This window comes from Chryseobacterium sp. BGARF1 (assembly GCF_001677955.1).
In the GTDB taxonomy this organism is placed as follows: Bacteria; Bacteroidota; Bacteroidia; order Flavobacteriales; family Weeksellaceae; genus Chryseobacterium.
Map to the genome: position 1 here is coordinate 149573 of NZ_LELA01000042.1, position 15786 is coordinate 165358.

The 15786-nt window shown below is 34.4% G+C and carries 13 protein-coding genes; 9 read left to right on the plus strand and 4 right to left on the minus strand.

Annotated features, from left to right (window positions below; translation table 11 throughout):
- Positions 1 to 38 precede the first annotated feature (38 nt).
- The 3 genes from AB671_RS08005 to AB671_RS08015 all read right to left on the minus strand — a co-directional run bounded on the left by AB671_RS08005 (position 39) and on the right by AB671_RS08015 (position 4605).
- The gene (locus tag AB671_RS08005; RefSeq protein WP_066675173.1) at positions 39 to 1370 is read right to left on the minus strand and encodes a (Fe-S)-binding protein; all 1332 of its coding nucleotides are present in this window, start codon (positions 1368 to 1370) and stop codon (positions 39 to 41) included.
- A gap of 13 nt (positions 1371 to 1383) precedes the next feature.
- Positions 1384 to 2334 carry an MlaD family protein gene (locus AB671_RS08010; RefSeq protein ID WP_066675175.1) on the minus strand — a complete coding sequence of 317 codons (951 nt, stop codon included), beginning with the start codon at positions 2332 to 2334 and terminating at the stop codon, positions 1384 to 1386.
- Positions 2335 to 2463: 129 nt separating this feature from the next.
- Positions 2464 to 4605 (minus strand): peptidylprolyl isomerase, encoded by a 2142-nt coding sequence (locus AB671_RS08015; RefSeq protein WP_066675177.1) that lies wholly within the window; start codon positions 4603 to 4605, stop codon positions 2464 to 2466.
- A 259-nt stretch (positions 4606 to 4864) separates the two neighbouring features.
- Here AB671_RS08015 and lon point away from each other — a divergent pair, with 259 nt between their 5' ends.
- From lon to AB671_RS08030, 3 genes are all read left to right on the plus strand, one after another.
- Entirely contained in the window at positions 4865 to 7273 is a 2409-nt protein-coding gene (lon, locus tag AB671_RS08020) for an endopeptidase La (RefSeq protein WP_066675181.1), read from the plus strand.
- A 75-nt stretch (positions 7274 to 7348) separates the two neighbouring features.
- On the plus strand, positions 7349 to 8461 hold the full coding sequence (locus AB671_RS08025) for an AI-2E family transporter (RefSeq protein ID WP_066675187.1): 1113 nt from the start codon (positions 7349 to 7351) through the stop codon (positions 8459 to 8461).
- Positions 8462 to 8571: 110 nt separating this feature from the next.
- On the plus strand, positions 8572 to 8949 hold the full coding sequence (locus tag AB671_RS08030; protein ID WP_066675189.1) for a MauE/DoxX family redox-associated membrane protein: 378 nt from the start codon (positions 8572 to 8574) through the stop codon (positions 8947 to 8949).
- A gap of 90 nt (positions 8950 to 9039) precedes the next feature.
- Here the strand turns inward: AB671_RS08030 and AB671_RS08035 are convergent, their stop codons facing one another.
- Positions 9040 to 10398 (minus strand): acyl-CoA dehydrogenase family protein, encoded by a 1359-nt coding sequence (locus AB671_RS08035; RefSeq protein WP_066675192.1) that lies wholly within the window; start codon positions 10396 to 10398, stop codon positions 9040 to 9042.
- Positions 10399 to 10600: 202 nt separating this feature from the next.
- Here AB671_RS08035 and AB671_RS08040 point away from each other — a divergent pair, with 202 nt between their 5' ends.
- The 6 genes from AB671_RS08040 to AB671_RS08065 all read left to right on the plus strand — a co-directional run bounded on the left by AB671_RS08040 (position 10601) and on the right by AB671_RS08065 (position 15783).
- Positions 10601 to 11512, plus strand: a complete 912-nt coding sequence (locus tag AB671_RS08040) for a DUF4349 domain-containing protein (protein ID WP_066675193.1) — start codon at positions 10601 to 10603, stop codon at positions 11510 to 11512.
- A gap of 194 nt (positions 11513 to 11706) precedes the next feature.
- Positions 11707 to 12555 (plus strand): hypothetical protein, encoded by an 849-nt coding sequence (locus tag AB671_RS08045; protein WP_066675195.1) that lies wholly within the window; start codon positions 11707 to 11709, stop codon positions 12553 to 12555.
- 133 nt (positions 12556 to 12688) lie between these two features.
- Positions 12689 to 14329 (plus strand): glucose-6-phosphate isomerase, encoded by a 1641-nt coding sequence (gene pgi / locus AB671_RS08050; protein WP_066675197.1) that lies wholly within the window; start codon positions 12689 to 12691, stop codon positions 14327 to 14329.
- Between the two features lie 40 nt (positions 14330 to 14369).
- Entirely contained in the window at positions 14370 to 14588 is a 219-nt protein-coding gene (locus AB671_RS08055; protein ID WP_066675199.1) for a hypothetical protein, read from the plus strand.
- Positions 14578 to 14868, plus strand: coding sequence for a type II toxin-antitoxin system RelE/ParE family toxin (locus AB671_RS08060; RefSeq protein WP_066675202.1), 291 nt, complete (start codon positions 14578 to 14580; stop codon positions 14866 to 14868). The genes AB671_RS08055 and AB671_RS08060 overlap by 11 nt, the downstream gene beginning before the upstream one ends.
- Positions 14869 to 14898: 30 nt before the next feature.
- Complete coding sequence (locus AB671_RS08065) at positions 14899 to 15783, plus strand: bifunctional 5,10-methylenetetrahydrofolate dehydrogenase/5,10-methenyltetrahydrofolate cyclohydrolase (protein ID WP_066675206.1); 885 nt, start codon at positions 14899 to 14901, stop codon at positions 15781 to 15783.
- The last annotated feature ends 3 nt before the right edge of the window (positions 15784 to 15786 follow it).

The following is a 15786-nucleotide window of genomic DNA, read 5'->3' on the forward strand; positions in this document are numbered from 1 at the left end:
AGTCAATTTTCAAATTTTCAAATTGTTTAATTATCTAATTAGTCTTTTGCCCAGTTCAGACGGTCTGCCTGATTGTATTGCCAAGGTGCAGCATTGTTTTCTACATTGGTCATCATCAGATTCAATTCCTGTGGTGCTGCAGATTGCTCCATCACCAAGAATCTTCTCATTTCGAAAATAATAGAAAGCGGGTCTAAAAGTATCGGACAAGCCTGAGTACAAGCATTACAAGTGGTACAAGCCCAAAGTTCTTCCTTCGAAATGTAATCGTTCAACAATTTTTTACCGTCGTCTTCAAACTTCCCGTTTTTATCAATGTTTCTACCCACTTCTTCGATACGGTCTCTTGTTTTCATTAAAATAGCTCTCGGTGAAAGCTTTTTACCGGTGATATTTGCAGGACAAACAGAAGTACATCTTCCGCATTCTGTACAAGAATAAGCATTCAATAACTGAACCTGGTTCAAATCAAAAACATCTTCTGCACCAAATTTTGAAGGAGCTTCATCTGCACCTTCAGCCGGAGCGGCGTAAGGATCTGCATTTGGATCCATCATTAATTTGATTTCTTTGGTAACAGACTCAAGGTTATTGAATTTTCCGTACAAATCAAGATTGGCGTACCAAGTACTTGGAAATGCAAGAATAATATGTAAATGTTTAGAATAATAAAGGTAATTCATAAAGAACAGAATCCCTATAAAGTGGAACCACCAAGCTCCTCTTTCAACAATTTCTAAAAATATATTATCAAAACTAAAAATTTCTAAGAAAGGAACCAACGTCATTTCACTGATTGGAAAACTTCCATGTGCAGCCAAAACTCCTCTTTGTTGTAAAATGAAATCTGAAGAATTCATTGTGAAGAAAGCCACCATTAAGGCAAATTCAATAATTAAAATCCAATTCGCATCGTTTTTTGGCCATCCGAAAAGTTCTTTCATCGTCAGTCTTTTCACTCCGTAAAAATTTCTACGAATAAAGAAAAGTACCACTCCAACAATTACTAAAAGTGCTAAAACTTCTAATGTTGCCGTGAAAAAACTGTAGAAAGTATGTCCGAAAATTGTAGATAAGAAACGGTGAGTACCGAAAATCCCGTCAACGATAATTTCGACTAATTCGATATTAATAATTACGAAACCAACATACACAAAAAGGTGCAAAACACCTGCAACAGGCCTTGCTGACATTCTGCTTTGTCCCATCGCAACTCTTGCCATGGTTTCCCAGCGCTCAGCTTTTCTGTCGCTGCGATTAATTTCTCTTCCTAATCTTATATTTCTGTAAATCTTCAGAAGACTTTTTCCAAAAAGTCCGAAGCCAGCAATCAACAAAATCAGAAAAAACACATTATCAAGATACTGCATATCGTAGATTTTTTTAGTCTTTACTGTTCTTACCGAAAACTGAGAAATTAATATATCTCTTAGGATTCGCTTTCATATCCTCAATCAAAGAGTTCAGATTAGTAGATGCAGAATTCAGATTGTTGTACAACTGATCATCTTTCATAATCTTCCCTAAACTACCTTCGCCTTTGTCAATTCCAGAAATTACACCATTCAACTTTCCAACTGTTGCATCAAGATTAGCAATCGTTTGATTCAGTTGTTTTGTATCGATACTTTCGGCAAGATTTCCGTATTTGTCTAAAGTTGTCTTACCACTTTTCATGGTTAAACTAGCTTCATCAAGAACTTTCTGAAGTTTAGGATCGTTATTACCAACCAATTTGTTAACGCTTCCCGCTGTAGTTTCTAATGCTCCAACCGTTTTGTTTAAGTTATGAAGCAATACTTTGATCTCTTCTCTGTTTTGAGCATTCATCACCTGATTAGCATTTGCCATCAAAGAATCAACTCTGTGCAAAACAGTTTGCAACTGATCTTTTACAGGACCCACCTGAGAAGAAAGGCTGTTCATCATTCCCAATTTGAAAGCACCTTTTAAAGTATCTCCATCTTTTGCAGTAGGACCACCATAAAAAAGATTTACTCTCATTTCTTTACCGCCCATTAAGCTTGGTTCAAAAATTTCTAAATTGGAATTTTTTGAAAATTCAAAATTATCATCTACGGTAATCTTTACGATGAAATGTATTTTTCCGTCACTAGTCGTCTGAGGAATTATTTTATCAACCTGCCCTACCTTCAGACCATTAATGGAAACTGGAGAAGACTGTGTAAGCCCTTCCACATTATCATATTTTGCGTAAAATATATTGTCTGTAGTAAAAAGGCTTCTGCCTTTCATAAACTGAAATAAAATCACGAAGCCAACAATAGCTAATATCGCGATTAAACCAGCCTTTAATTCTTTACTGAATTTCACTTGGTAAATTTTTTCTAATGTAGCAAATATAGCACATTTTAAATTAATGTTTCTCTTTATTGCTCTGCGTTAAATACAAAAAAAGCGCCAAAATAATTTTGGCGCTTTTATATTTTTTAGATTAGAATTCTACTGTTGATTTCCCAGTTTGCTCCAAATCTCAATTCTGTAATCATCGATATCTGCATTATCCTGCAAACTCTTTAACCAAGACTGACCAAACATTCCTGCATTTCTCTGAGTAACTGACTCTGTAAATTGTTTTACATCGCCTGGTTGCTTATTGATTGTCTCATTCTTTTTAACGATAACATAAACACCTGTACCTCCTTCGATTGGGTTTGAAACTTTTCCTTTTGCGATACCAAATGCAGCACCTGCAACTTTAGGTTCCATAGCACCCGCTACAGAAGGATTAAGCATATTAACCTGCGCAGACTGTTTTGTTGTAGCAAATTTTGTAGCAACCTGATCTAAACTACCTGCAGTGCCTATTTTTTCAGAAATCTGCTTAGCTGCTAATTTATTTTGAACGATTGTTTCTATCTGATCTCTTACAGATTCTGGATCTGCAAGACCTTTTTCTTGTTTTCCGTTTAAGTAAACAACTACTTTATCTCCAGTTCCTTCTACAGTAAAGAATTCCGTATCACCTTTCTCTCTTTTCTTATCAAAAGCCCAAGCGATAATTTCACCGTCTTTATCTGTTCCTAAACCTTGAAGCTGACCGTCAAATCTTTTTGCAGATTTAGCGTTAGAATACTGATAGTTTGATTTTTTAGCAATATTTACAAAATCATTGAATGATTTTCCTTGAATTTGTTGAATAAATCTTCTTGCTTTTTTATCAACTTCAGCTTCTGTAGCATCAGAAGGCTTGATTGTTTTTACGATATGAGCAACTTTGTAGCCCATTGTTCCAGCTTTTTTATCTTCTACATTGATAATATGGTAACCAAATTCAGTTTCAGCTAAACCTGTAGAACCTTTAGGATTATTCGCCAAAAATGCCAAATATCCTGGAGCGAACTGACTTTGAGGAGTCGTCCAGCCCACACTACCTTTTCTTTCAACAGCACCTGGCTCATCAGAAAGTTTAAGACCTTCTGCGAATTTTGCAGGGTTCGCTTTAATTCCAGCCATTAAGCTGTCAGCAATTTTTTTAGCTTGTTCTTTAGTTCTTGTTGCCGTAGATCTTTCAGCACCTTTGTAAGCGATTAAGATATGGTTTGACAAAGTAGAATCAGAAGGCTTTTTGTCGATTAATTTAGACAAAACATAAAGATTCTGCTCCTTGTAAGGTCCGAAAACCTGACCAATTGCAGCAGTTTCAATTTTTCCTTGTAGCCCTTGAGGCATTTGGTTAGCTTGAACATATGTATTGTTGTATGGCATATCTGAGTTTGCCATTACAAACATAGAATCATTAGTAGTGTTTTGGAAGTTTTCTTTTCCTCCACTTGCATCAGTACCTCCAGAAAATATTTTTGTAATTTCTTTTTGTACTGCAGCTTCATCCGCAGGACTAGGCTGAGAAGGGAAAAACGCAATTCCTAAATTTCTGCTTGGTTCTGTTTTAAACATTACCGGATGCGCTTTGATATAATTATTTAAATCTTCAGTTGTAATTTTGATTTTATTTTTCTGAAGATAAGAAGCGTAATCAACTTTTACAAAATCGATATCAGCAAGCTGATCTCTTTCTTTCATCAATTCTTCAGCTTCTTTTTTACCTGTAGTGATACCCGCAGAAACATTAGCAAAGACCTGTCTTGCCATAATTCTGTACTCAATGGTTTTTCTAGTTTTCAACCATTGGTTGTATCCTTCAGGATTTCCACTTTGTAAGGTTTCAATTTCTTTTTTTAATTCTTGAAGTTTGAAATTACCTTTTTCATCAAAAAGCTGTTGGTTTTGTGCAAACATTTGATCAAACTGAAGCTGATTCCAGAATAAATCATCTGTCATTTCAAAGCCCATTTTTTCAAATTGCTGTTTTACCAATTTCGACTGTACAAGTAGTTGCCAAGCTTGTTCTTCAAGTCCGTTTTTTGGTTGACCTTGCTGTTCTGCTTGCTGTTGTAGTACAAAAAGCTGGTCATTATACTCTTCACGAGTAATTTTCTCACCATTTACTTTTCCTAAAACATCAGGGTTTTTTCCAAAAACCTTATCAAGGCTTTCCGGGTTTACCAAAAACGCTAAAAGCGCCAATGCGATCATTCCCATCAAAAGCCAAGGTCTACTCCTAATCTGTCCTAAAATTGCCATTTTATAAATATAGTTTTTATATCAGTGTGCGAAAATACACATTTTTAAGAAATTACAGAAATATAAGTCGTGTTTTTAATTTTTAAAATTCAAATACTGTTAAAATGGAAATTTTGACCGTATTTTTTGACGATTATCAAATGGCATTAATATTGTCAACTTAATATATAGTTCATACATATTGCTTTCTCTAAGCAATATGTAAAATTATCATTGTAACGACTTAAACTGAAAATGACAATTTGTCATTCGATTTATTATGACAGAATTTGAAGATATAAATTTTGATGATATTCTTGGCGATGGTTTTAATATCGTAGCCGAAGAAATCAACCTTTCTGACCTGGAAATGGATAATGAGAAAAGCTCTAAGCAAAACATTTTCCCCATACTTCCGGTAAGAAATATGGTAATGTTCCCAAATGTGGTAATTCCTATTACTGCAGGAAGAAAGACCTCTATACAACTGCTTGAAGAAGCGCAACAAAATGGCGATTATATAGGAATTGTGAGTCAGAAAAGCTCTGACGTTGAGCAGCCTACCGAAAAAGACCTTTATCACACAGGAACGTTAGCCAAGATCATTAAGATCATTAAGCTTCCTGAAGGAAACATCACTGCTATTACCAAAGGATTCCACCGATTTAAAATTAAAAAAATCGTAGACTCTCAACCTTATTTCAAAGCTGAGATTACTAAATTAAAAGATACAAAGGCTAAAAACAAAGACGAATATGAAGCATTATTGGAAAACATTAAAGATTTAGCTCTAAAAATTATTGAGCTCGACCCTAATATTCCGAATGCTGCCAATTTTGCCATAAAAAATATCAGCAACAATGAAGATTTGCTGAATTTTGTAAGCACAAATGCCAATTTCCCTTATTTGGAAAAGCAAAAACTTTTGGAAGAAAAAAGCCTGATGGAAAGAGCCAAAAAGTGCTACGAAATGATGCACGAGGATTTCCGAAAGCTTGAATTGAGAAATCAAATTCATCAAAAAACTTCTAAAGATTTAGATAAACAACAGAGAGAATATTTCCTGAATCAACAGATCAGAACTATTCAGGATGAATTGGGAGGTGGCCCCGAAAGCGATATTGAAGACCTGCTTAAAAAAGGACAAGATAAAAACTGGAAACCTGAAGTTGAAGAGCATTTCCAAAAAGAAATTGCTCGTTTGCAACGTCAGAACCCAAATTCTCCGGACTATAATGTTCAGAGAAATTATTTGGATTTCTTTACAGATCTACCGTGGGAAACCTTTACAAAAGACACTTTTGATATTGAAAAAGCAGAAAAAGTTTTAGATAAAGCTCATTTTGGTTTAGAAGATATCAAGAAAAGAATTTTAGAACACATGGCTGTTTTAAAATTAAAAAACAACATGAAATCCCCCATTTTACTATTGGTAGGTCCTCCAGGAGTTGGTAAAACATCTTTAGGAAAATCTGTTGCCGATGCTTTGGGAAGAAAATATGTACGTGTTTCTTTAGGCGGACTTCACGATGAAAGTGAAATTCGTGGTCATAGAAAAACCTACATTGGCGCCATGGCGGGAAGAATTCTTCAGTCCATTAAAAAATCGGGGACTTCAAACCCTGTGATTGTTTTAGACGAAATCGATAAAGTAGGAAAAGGAATGCACGGTGATCCGAGTTCAGCATTGCTTGAAGTTCTGGATCCCGAACAAAACAGTTCTTTCTACGATAACTTCCTTGAAATGGGTTATGATTTGTCTAAAGTAATGTTCTTGGCAACAGCAAACTCGCTTTCTACGATCCAAACTCCGCTTTTAGATAGAATGGAAATCATTCAGATTGCGGGCTATACTTTAGAGGAGAAAATTGAGATTGCTAAGAGACATTTAATAAAAAAACAACAGGAAGAAAACGGTTTGACCACAAAATCTTTCAAACTTGGAAATCCTGAACTGAAACATATCATCGAAGCACACACTTCAGAAAGTGGGGTAAGAACTTTAGAAAAAAGAATTGCTGCCATCTCACGTTGGGTTGCTTTACAGACGGCTTTAGAAAGAGAATACGATACCAAAATAACCGTTGAAAAAGTGGATGAAATTTTAGGCGTTCCAAGACCTAAAAGCTTATCTGAATTAACGGATGTTCCGGGAGTAGTTACAGGATTAGCCTGGACGAGTGTTGGCGGAGATATTTTATTTATTGAAAGCATCACAAGCAACGGAAAAGGAAACCTTACCATGACAGGAAATCTGGGAACGGTAATGAAAGAATCGGCAACCATTGCGTTGGAGTACATCAAAGCCAAACATGAAGATCTGGGAATCAGTGAAGACGATCTGGAAAAGAAAAATATTCACGTTCACGTTCCTGAAGGAGCTACACCAAAAGACGGGCCTTCTGCAGGAATTGCAATGCTGACTTCTATGGTTTCTTCATTCAAAAATAAAAAAGTAAAACCTCATCTTGCCATGACCGGCGAAATTACGTTACGTGGAAAAGTACTTCCTGTAGGCGGAATTAAAGAAAAATTATTGGCAGCAACAAGAGCAGGAATCAAAGAAGTGATCCTTTGTGAAGCCAACAGAAAAGATGTAGAAGAAATAAAACAGGATTACCTGAAAAACCTGAAAGTAAACTACGTAAGCTGGATGAAAGAAGTACTGGAACTGGCCATCGAAAAATAAATTTTCAACAATAAACATAAAACCTCACCCAAAAACGGTGGGGTTTTATTATTTTTATGCAGCAGATTATTAATTATGAATTTTATAAAACTCCCATTTCTCCTAAAACTCGCATTAGCAGTGATTTCCATCATCGGAATTGGTTATCTTATTAAACTGGGGCAAAGTATTTTGGCTCCGTTTTTTTTGGCTTTTTTAATGGCCATGCTTTTTTTACCGATGGCTAATTTTATGGAACGAAAATTAAGATTTCCAAGATCTTTTTCTACCATCATCTCGGTCATGATCATGCTCATTATTCTTACGGGAATGTTTTACTTCTTCGGATCGCAGCTATCAAGTTTCAGCAAAGACCTTCCACACCTAAGCAAACAGTTCAATTTGGTTTTTCATAATCTGCAAACCTGGGTATCACAGACTTTTAATGTGAAAATTCATGAGCAGCTCGATTATCTGGATCAAGGTTTGAACAAACTTTTATCTTCTTCGGGAATAATTTTAGGATTTACTTTTGGTGTATTCTCTACAAGTTTAGGCTTTTTGGCATTCTTTATTTTGTTTTTCGTTTTTATATTAAATTATAGAAGAATATTAAATAACTTCATCGTTAATGTTTTCAACGAAAAACATAAAGCAAGTGTACAGGAAGTCGTTTCGGAAGTAAGGATTATGACCAAAAGATACATCATCGGACTTTGTCTTCAGGTAATTATTGTTTCTGTACTTGCTACAGCAGTTCTTACTATTTTAGGCGTAAAATATGCAATTTTATTAGGTGTTTTAACTGGATTATTAAATGTAATTCCTTACATCGGAATAGCTATCTCTTTATTAATTTCTTGTTTTATCGCATTTGCAACAGGCACTGTTTCCACTTGCGTTTATGTAGCAATTGGCTATGTTATTGTTCACGCCATCGATGGAAATATTGTATTGCCTTTTGTGGTGGGTTCAAAGGTAAAGATCAATGCATTATTTTCTTTCATCGGAATTCTTTTAGGTGAACATCTTTGGGGAATTTCAGGAATGTTCTTGTGTATTCCGGCGATTGCAATCATTAAAATTATTTTTGAAAGAGTTGATGGCTTAAAACCATGGGGAAAATTATTGGGTGAGGAAGAAAAACCTCATAAAAAGAAAAAATCCTATAAAATCTCGAAAAATATCACCTTAAAGGAAATGGATTAAAATATGAGCAATTGGTAATAAGCAATGAATAATTTTCGATAAAATTAAATTTTAATTGATTTTTTCACAACGAAAAAGAATTTTATTTAATTTTAATAAAAAATCATCTCATGAAAATTATTAAACTTATTATCAGTATTCTTTTCGGTTTAATGTTTATCAATGCGGGATTAAACAAGTTTCTCAATTACATGCCCATGGAAAAACCAACTCCCGAGCAAATGGAACTTTTTGCCGCATTTGATAAAATATTCTGGTTATTGCCTTTAGTTGGTGCTGTAGAAATTCTTGGCGGGTTATTATTTATCTTTCCAAAAACAAGAGCATTGGGAGCCATTGTCATTCTTCCGGTAATGGTAGGAATTGTGATTCATAATTTTATGATGGATAAGTCTCCAATGGGAATGTCTATTGCGGGAGTCCTTTTCCTGATTAATCTTTGGATGATTATCGATAATAAAGAAAAATATAGAGCTTTGGTGAAATAAAAAAGTCAATGGTCAATTGTGAATATTGCTTCGCAAGTGAATTTTAAAATTGACAAGCAAAGCGAATTGACAATTGACCATTCACATTAATTACACAAATGCGCTGAAACCTGTAATTGACCGACCAACAATCAGTGAATTGATTTCTTTTGTACCTTCATAAGAATAGATTGCTTCGGCATCGGCAACAAATCTTGCCACATCATATTCGAGCAGAATTCCATTTCCGCCCATCACTTCCCGTGCTCTGGAAACAACATCTCTTGTACGCATCGTACAGAAAACTTTGGCTAAAGAAGCGTGTTCATCTTTTAGAATTCCTTCGTCCTGCATTTCAGAAAGTCTGAAAACCAGGGTTTGCATCGCCGTCAAATTCGATAACATTTCTACCAAATGCCCTTGAATCATTTGAAATGAAGCAATTGGTTTTCCAAACTGTTCCCGTGTTCTTGTGTAAGCTAAAGCACTTTCATAGGCTCCTCTTGCACAACCTGTCGCCATCCAGGCAACTCCGGCTCTTGTCATTCTGAGAACTTTTGCTGTGTCTTTAAATGAATTGGCATTTTGAAGTCTGTTTTCTTCTGTGATTAAACAATCTTTCAAAGTGATCAACCCATTCTGAACAATTCGAAGCGCCATTTTTCCTTTGATTTTCTCAACTGAAAATCCGGGATTATCTTTTTCAACAATAAAACCTTTTACTTCGCCATCATCAAGATCTCTTGCCCAGATAATAATTATGTCTGCAAAAGTGGCATTTCCTATCCATTTTTTTTCACCATTTAAAACCCAGCCTTCAGGAGTTTTTTTACAAGTTGCCGTCAAACCTCCTGCTGCTCCAGAACCCACTTCAGGCTCGGTCAAACCAAATGCGCCAATTTTTTCAAACTTCTGCATTTGAGGAAGCCATTTTTGTTTTTGCTCTTCCGAACCGCAGATATAAATAGAACCCATTGCCAAACCTGATTGTACACCAAAAAAAGTAGCGATTGAAGCATCAATTCGTGCCATTTCCATTGCAATCACTCCTTCCATCAAAAAAGGCATTCCTTTGCAACCGTAACCTTCATAAGTTACCCCGCAAATATCAAGTTTTTGGAACTTTGAAATCAGCTCATGTGGAAACTCGTCTCTCAACCAATAATGATTCACCAAAGGTTTAACTTCTTTTTCCATGAACGCTCTTACTTTCAGCTGTACTTCTCTTTGCTCCGGTGTCAACGTGTGATAAATATCGTAGAAATCACCATCAATAGGCGGAAGTTCCTTTTTCTTTTTGTTGGGATCAAGCATTTTCGACAATCCTTTCAGTTGTTTATCATCTAATTTTGAAAAACTCTGCATCAGCTTTGGCAAATCTACCTTTTGAGAAATGGCACTTAGCTGATCAAAATCTATTGATCTGAATAATTCTATAGCGTTTCTGATTTTGGAAAAAGTTTTAGACATATTATTTGAGATTTAATTTGTAAAACATCAGCAAAAATCAATCCGAAACACCATCTAAGCAGCTTTAGTTCTTTTACAAAAATCTGAAATTCAATATTTTAAATTCAAATAATTATTTACAAAATATTTACCTGCAATATTCAAACATTACAAACGATTCTGCTGGAACTTTGGATTAAGCAAAACATTAAAAATAAATATCATGAAAACAACGCACATCAGGTTAACCATCGCAACAGCACTTTTATTGGGAATTTATTCATGTAAAAAAGGCGAAGCAACCGTAAGCAATTATGAAATGTCAACAGCTGCAGATTCCGCTTCAGTAGAAATTTCCGATAGCGTTTCATCGGTAGCAACAATGTCTGTGAAAGACAAGCAATTCATCAAAACGGCGAATGTAAATATGGAAGTGAAGGACGTTTACGGTACAACCATTTCTATCGAAAAATCGGTGCAGGAACTTGGCGGATTTATCACTCACAGTAATCTACAAAGCAGAGTAATTTCAGAAGACACCTATAATACTTCCGACGAAAATGCAATGCTTATAAAAAAATATCAGACCGAAAACACGATGCAGGTAAGAGTACCCACCTCAAAACTGGGTGAGCTTTTAACTTTAATCAATGATAAAAAACTCTTCCTGAATTCTAGAATTATCAATGCTGAAGATGTGACTTCAAGCATTAAATACGCTGAAATGGAAGGCAAAAGAATCAAAAAAACCAGCGAGAATATTTCGGAACTCAAAACCACAAAAGATAAAGTAAAAATGAGCGACGAAAATATGTCTGAAGAAAACCAACAGCAACTCGCAAATCTTGATGTTACCGACAATCTGAAATACAGTACCATTGATATTTACATTAAAGAACCCAAAGTTAGAATTGCAGAAATTGCTATTACCAATTCAGAAAACATTGATAATAAATATAAATTCGATTTCTTTTACAGTGCAAAAAATGCTTTTGTTGAAGGATATTATTTAATTCAGAGAATTGTGATTGGGCTCATTGTAATTTGGCCGATTCTATTAATTGGAGGTGTATTATTTTACTTTTATCGTAAAAATAAATCTAACAAGAAACCAATTCAAGCCTATAAAGAATAAATGTGGCATCCTAACCTTTTTTGGTTATTTATATAAATAGTATTGAACCTCTGCATTTTGTGGAGGTTTTTTTATTTTTACTAGCAATAATTTTTAATTTTGTTTTATTCAAAATAAATCTATCTTAAGAGACATTTTCTCTTACTTATTCAATAAAACTCAGGAAAAAGCGTTAAACATTCAAAATAAAAACAATGACCAAATTTTTAGCTGTAACCCTTTTTATTCTAAGTATTACTGCCTTTTCTCAAAACCGAATCAAAATTTTAGATGCAGAAAGTCAAAAGCCAATTTCTTATGCAAAACTGACTTTTAAAGACAAACATTACTACAAAAATACAGAAGAAAACGGAGAAATAACTTTAGAGAAAAGTGAAGAGATATTTGAAATTCAATCTTTTGGATATGAGGATTTTAAAGTACAACAAAACCAACCAACTTATTTACTACAACCAAAATTCACAAATATTGATGAAGTACGCATTCCTAAACCCAAATTTTCTAAAACATTTACTATAGGAAAGGTATCTAAAGAAAACAGCTTCTATGGAGTACACAATACGATTTGGATGGTAGCAAAAGAGCTTAGAAACGATATCTCAGAAGCCCCCTTATTTATAGAATCAATCAAATTTTACTCAAGACTATTTTCTAAAAAATCTGCCACCATAAAAATTAACATCTACTATAATGAAAACGGAATACCGGGTGACCTGTACAAATCTGTGATAGTTACATGCGTTAAAAAGCAAAAGATTACTGAATTTATCTTTCCCAAACCATTTACTCTTCCAAAAGAAGGAATAATTGTAGGATTTGAATGGATTTTAAATCAAGAAAACTCTTATCAGAAAATGATGATGATAAACGGTGAGAAAAAAGAAACTATTGGTCATGACCCAATGATTGGCTCTCTTACAGAAAATCCTAAAAATATTATTCTTGGCAATCTATCGCAAGAAGGCTGGATATTTGTGAATGGTTCAAATAATTCTAGCCAAATAACCAAAAATTTGGGAATAGAATTAAAACTTACCAATTGATTTTTAACCATCAATTAACATCATTGCCCGAAAATTCCGTAAATTTGCAAATTGAAACTTTATGTGTCTGAATGAGAATGATTTCGACTCTAATTTTTCTACAAATCAGCTTTTTAAACCTTAATTTTAATTTATGCTATCTAAAATAAATCCTACTCATACTCAAAGCTGGAAAGCCCTCGACGAACACTTTGGAAATAATGATTTTGAGCTAAGAACTCTTTTTCAATATAATCCAAACCGTTTTGAGGAGTTTTCTATCAAAAAAGACAATTTTTTATTCGATTATTCTAAAAATTTAATCGATTCAAGAACAAAAGAGCTTCTTTTGAATCTTGCAGAAGAATGTCAGTTGAAGGATGCTATTTCTAAAATGTTTTCGGGTGATAAAATCAACGAGACAGAAGGAAGGGCAGTTTTGCATACCGCTTTGAGGGATTTTTCTGATAAAGAAATTTTGGTTGATGGTGAAAACATTAAGCCTCAAATCAAAAGAGTTTTAAATCACATGAAATCTTTCTCTGAAAAAATTATTTCAGGAGATCACAAAGGTTTTAGCGGAAAAGAAATTACGGATGTTGTCAACATTGGAATTGGAGGTTCAGATTTGGGACCTGTAATGGTCGTTTCAGCTTTAAAACATTTTAAAACAAGATTAAATGTTCATTTCGTTTCAAACGTAGACGGAAATCATATCGCTGAAGTGGTGAAAAATTTAAATCCTGAAACCACTTTGTTCATCATTGCTTCCAAAACGTTTACGACTCAGGAGACAATGACGAATGCAAACTCAGCAAAAGACTGGTTTTTAAAAGCAGGAAAACAGGAAGATGTCGCAAAACATTTTGTAGCTTTATCTACTAATGTTCAGTCAGTTAAAGACTTTGGGATTGCGGAAGACAACATCTTCGAATTCTGGGATTGGGTTGGTGGAAGATATTCATTGTGGAGCGCAATTGGTTTAAGCATTGTTCTTTCAGTTGGATATGAAAATTTTGAACAATTATTAAAAGGAGCTGAAAATACAGACCAACATTTCCAAACAGCAGATTTCTCTGAAAACGTTCCTGTTTTGATGGGACTTTTAGGAATCTGGTACCGTAATTTTTATGCTGCAACAAGTCATGCTGTTTTACCCTACTCTCAGTATTTAGACAGATTTGCAGCCTATCTTCAACAAGGAGATATGGAAAGCAACGGAAAATGTGTCGACAGAAACGGAGAGTTCGTAGAATATGAAACAGGTCCAATTATTTGGGGTGAACCGGGAACAAACGGACAACACGCTTTTTATCAATTGATTCACCAAGGAACAGAATTGATTCCGGCAGATTTTATTGCGTATGCAAAAAGCCCGAACAAAGTTTCTGACCATCAAGATAAATTATTGGCCAACTTTTTCGCTCAAACTGAAGCTTTAGCTTTTGGTAAAAACGAAGAAGAAGTGGAAGAAGAATTACAAGCTTCAGGAAAAGCTGAAGAAGAAATAGATTTCTTGTTAAACTATAAAGTCTTCCACGGAAACACACCCACTAACTCATTATTAATCAAAGAATTAACTCCTTTTTCATTGGGACAGTTAATTGCTTTGTATGAGCATAAGATTTTCGTTCAAGGTGTCATTTGGAATATTTTTAGTTTTGACCAGTTTGGGGTGGAATTAGGGAAAGTTTTAGCAAATAAAATTTTACCGGAACTTGAAAGTAATGAGACAATTAACTCTCATGACAGTTCTACGAATGGGTTGATTAATTATTATAAAGGAAACAAATAATTGTTGAAAATTTTCATTAATTTTAATCAAAAATAAAGATATGACACAGATTATCATTAACCTAAGCAATAAGGAAGAAGAAACCTTTGTGGAAACTTTTTTAAAAAAAATGAAAATCAGTTTTGAAAAAAACGAAGATGATTTTGAATTGACGGATGAAATGAAAAGAGTTATTGATGAAGCTTTAAAACAAGACAAATCTACAGCAGTAGATGGTAAAGAATCGTTAAAAAGAATTAGAGCCAAATATGGACTTTAATTTTAAATTTTTACCAATTGCTGAAGAAAATATTGAAGAGGCGACAGATTATTATGCTAAAATTTCATTGAAAGTTCTGAAGAATTTCAATAAACAACTGGATCTTTCAATAAGCAGAATTATAGGCAATCCATATTTTCAAAAAAGGTTTAAATCTGTGAGAGCGCTTCTTGTAAAGAAATTTCCTTACATCATTTTCTATGAAATAAATGAAGATGAAAAAATGATTTATATCCTTTCCGTTTTCTGCACCCATCAGAATCCGGAAAAATATCCATAAAAAATCTAATAAAAAGTAATAAAAGTAAAAATGGCAGAAATTCTTGACGGACTAAAAGTATCCAAAGAAATAAAAGCAGAAATCAAGGTTGAAGTTGATAAAATCATTGCAAGCAAAAGAAGAGCTCCTCATTTGGTAGCCATTCTTGTTGGGAACAATGGTGCAAGTAAAGCTTATGTAAACGCTAAAGTAAAAGATTGTGAAGAAGTTGGTTTTCAGTCGAGTTTAGTGAAATTTCCAAGTACGGTTTCTGAATCTGAATTGTTGGAAAAAATCGATGAGTTAAATAAATCTAAAGCAGTTGACGGATTTATCGTTCAGTTGCCTTTACCAGACCAAATCGATCAGGAAAAAATCATCAACGCAATCGATCCAAGAAAAGATGTTGATGGCTTCCACCCTACAAATTTCGGAAAAATGGCTTTGGAAATGGACACTTTCCTGCCTGCAACACCTTTCGGAATTTTAACTTTATTGGAAAGATATAATATCGAAACAAAAGGTAAAGACTGTGTTATTATCGGAAGAAGTAAGATTGTAGGAAGACCTATGAGTATTTTGATGGGAAGAAAAGATTTCCCTGGAAACTCTACCGTTACATTGACGCACTCTTACACCAAAGATATCGAAGAATATACTAAAAAAGCAGATATCGTAATTACAGCTTTAGGCGACCCTCACTTTTTGAAAGGTGAAATGATTAAAGACGGAGCGGTAATTGTTGACGTAGGAATTACTAGAGTTGATAACGATTCTCCAAAAGGATATTATTTGGCAGGTGACGTAGATTTTGACAGTTGTGCAGAGAAAGCAAGCTGGATTACCCCTGTTCCCGGAGGAGTAGGTCCTATGACAAGAGCAATGTTGATGAAAAACACCATCATTGCCTACAAAACTTCGGTTTACAACGATTAATTT

Bases quoted from the DNA above. Each gene is read 5' to 3' on its own strand.
- AB671_RS08065 (WP_066675206.1), top strand. From the start codon at position 14,899: ATGGCAGAAATTCTTGACGGACTAAAAGTATCCAAAGAAATAAAAGCA.
- AB671_RS08015 (WP_066675177.1), bottom strand. From the start codon at position 4,605: ATGGCAATTTTAGGACAGATTAGGAGTAGACCTTGGCTTTTGATGGGA.
- AB671_RS08040 (WP_066675193.1), top strand. From the start codon at position 10,601: ATGAAAACAACGCACATCAGGTTAACCATCGCAACAGCACTTTTATTG.
- AB671_RS08055 (WP_066675199.1), top strand. From the start codon at position 14,370: ATGACACAGATTATCATTAACCTAAGCAATAAGGAAGAAGAAACCTTT.
- AB671_RS08035 (WP_066675192.1), bottom strand. From the start codon at position 10,398: ATGTCTAAAACTTTTTCCAAAATCAGAAACGCTATAGAATTATTCAGA.
- AB671_RS08030 (WP_066675189.1), top strand. From the start codon at position 8,572: ATGAAAATTATTAAACTTATTATCAGTATTCTTTTCGGTTTAATGTTT.
- AB671_RS08025 (WP_066675187.1), top strand. From the start codon at position 7,349: ATGAATTTTATAAAACTCCCATTTCTCCTAAAACTCGCATTAGCAGTG.
- AB671_RS08045 (WP_066675195.1), top strand. From the start codon at position 11,707: ATGACCAAATTTTTAGCTGTAACCCTTTTTATTCTAAGTATTACTGCC.
- AB671_RS08060 (WP_066675202.1), top strand. From the start codon at position 14,578: ATGGACTTTAATTTTAAATTTTTACCAATTGCTGAAGAAAATATTGAA.
- lon (WP_066675181.1), top strand. From the start codon at position 4,865: ATGACAGAATTTGAAGATATAAATTTTGATGATATTCTTGGCGATGGT.
- pgi (WP_066675197.1), top strand. From the start codon at position 12,689: ATGCTATCTAAAATAAATCCTACTCATACTCAAAGCTGGAAAGCCCTC.
- AB671_RS08005 (WP_066675173.1), bottom strand. From the start codon at position 1,370: ATGCAGTATCTTGATAATGTGTTTTTTCTGATTTTGTTGATTGCTGGC.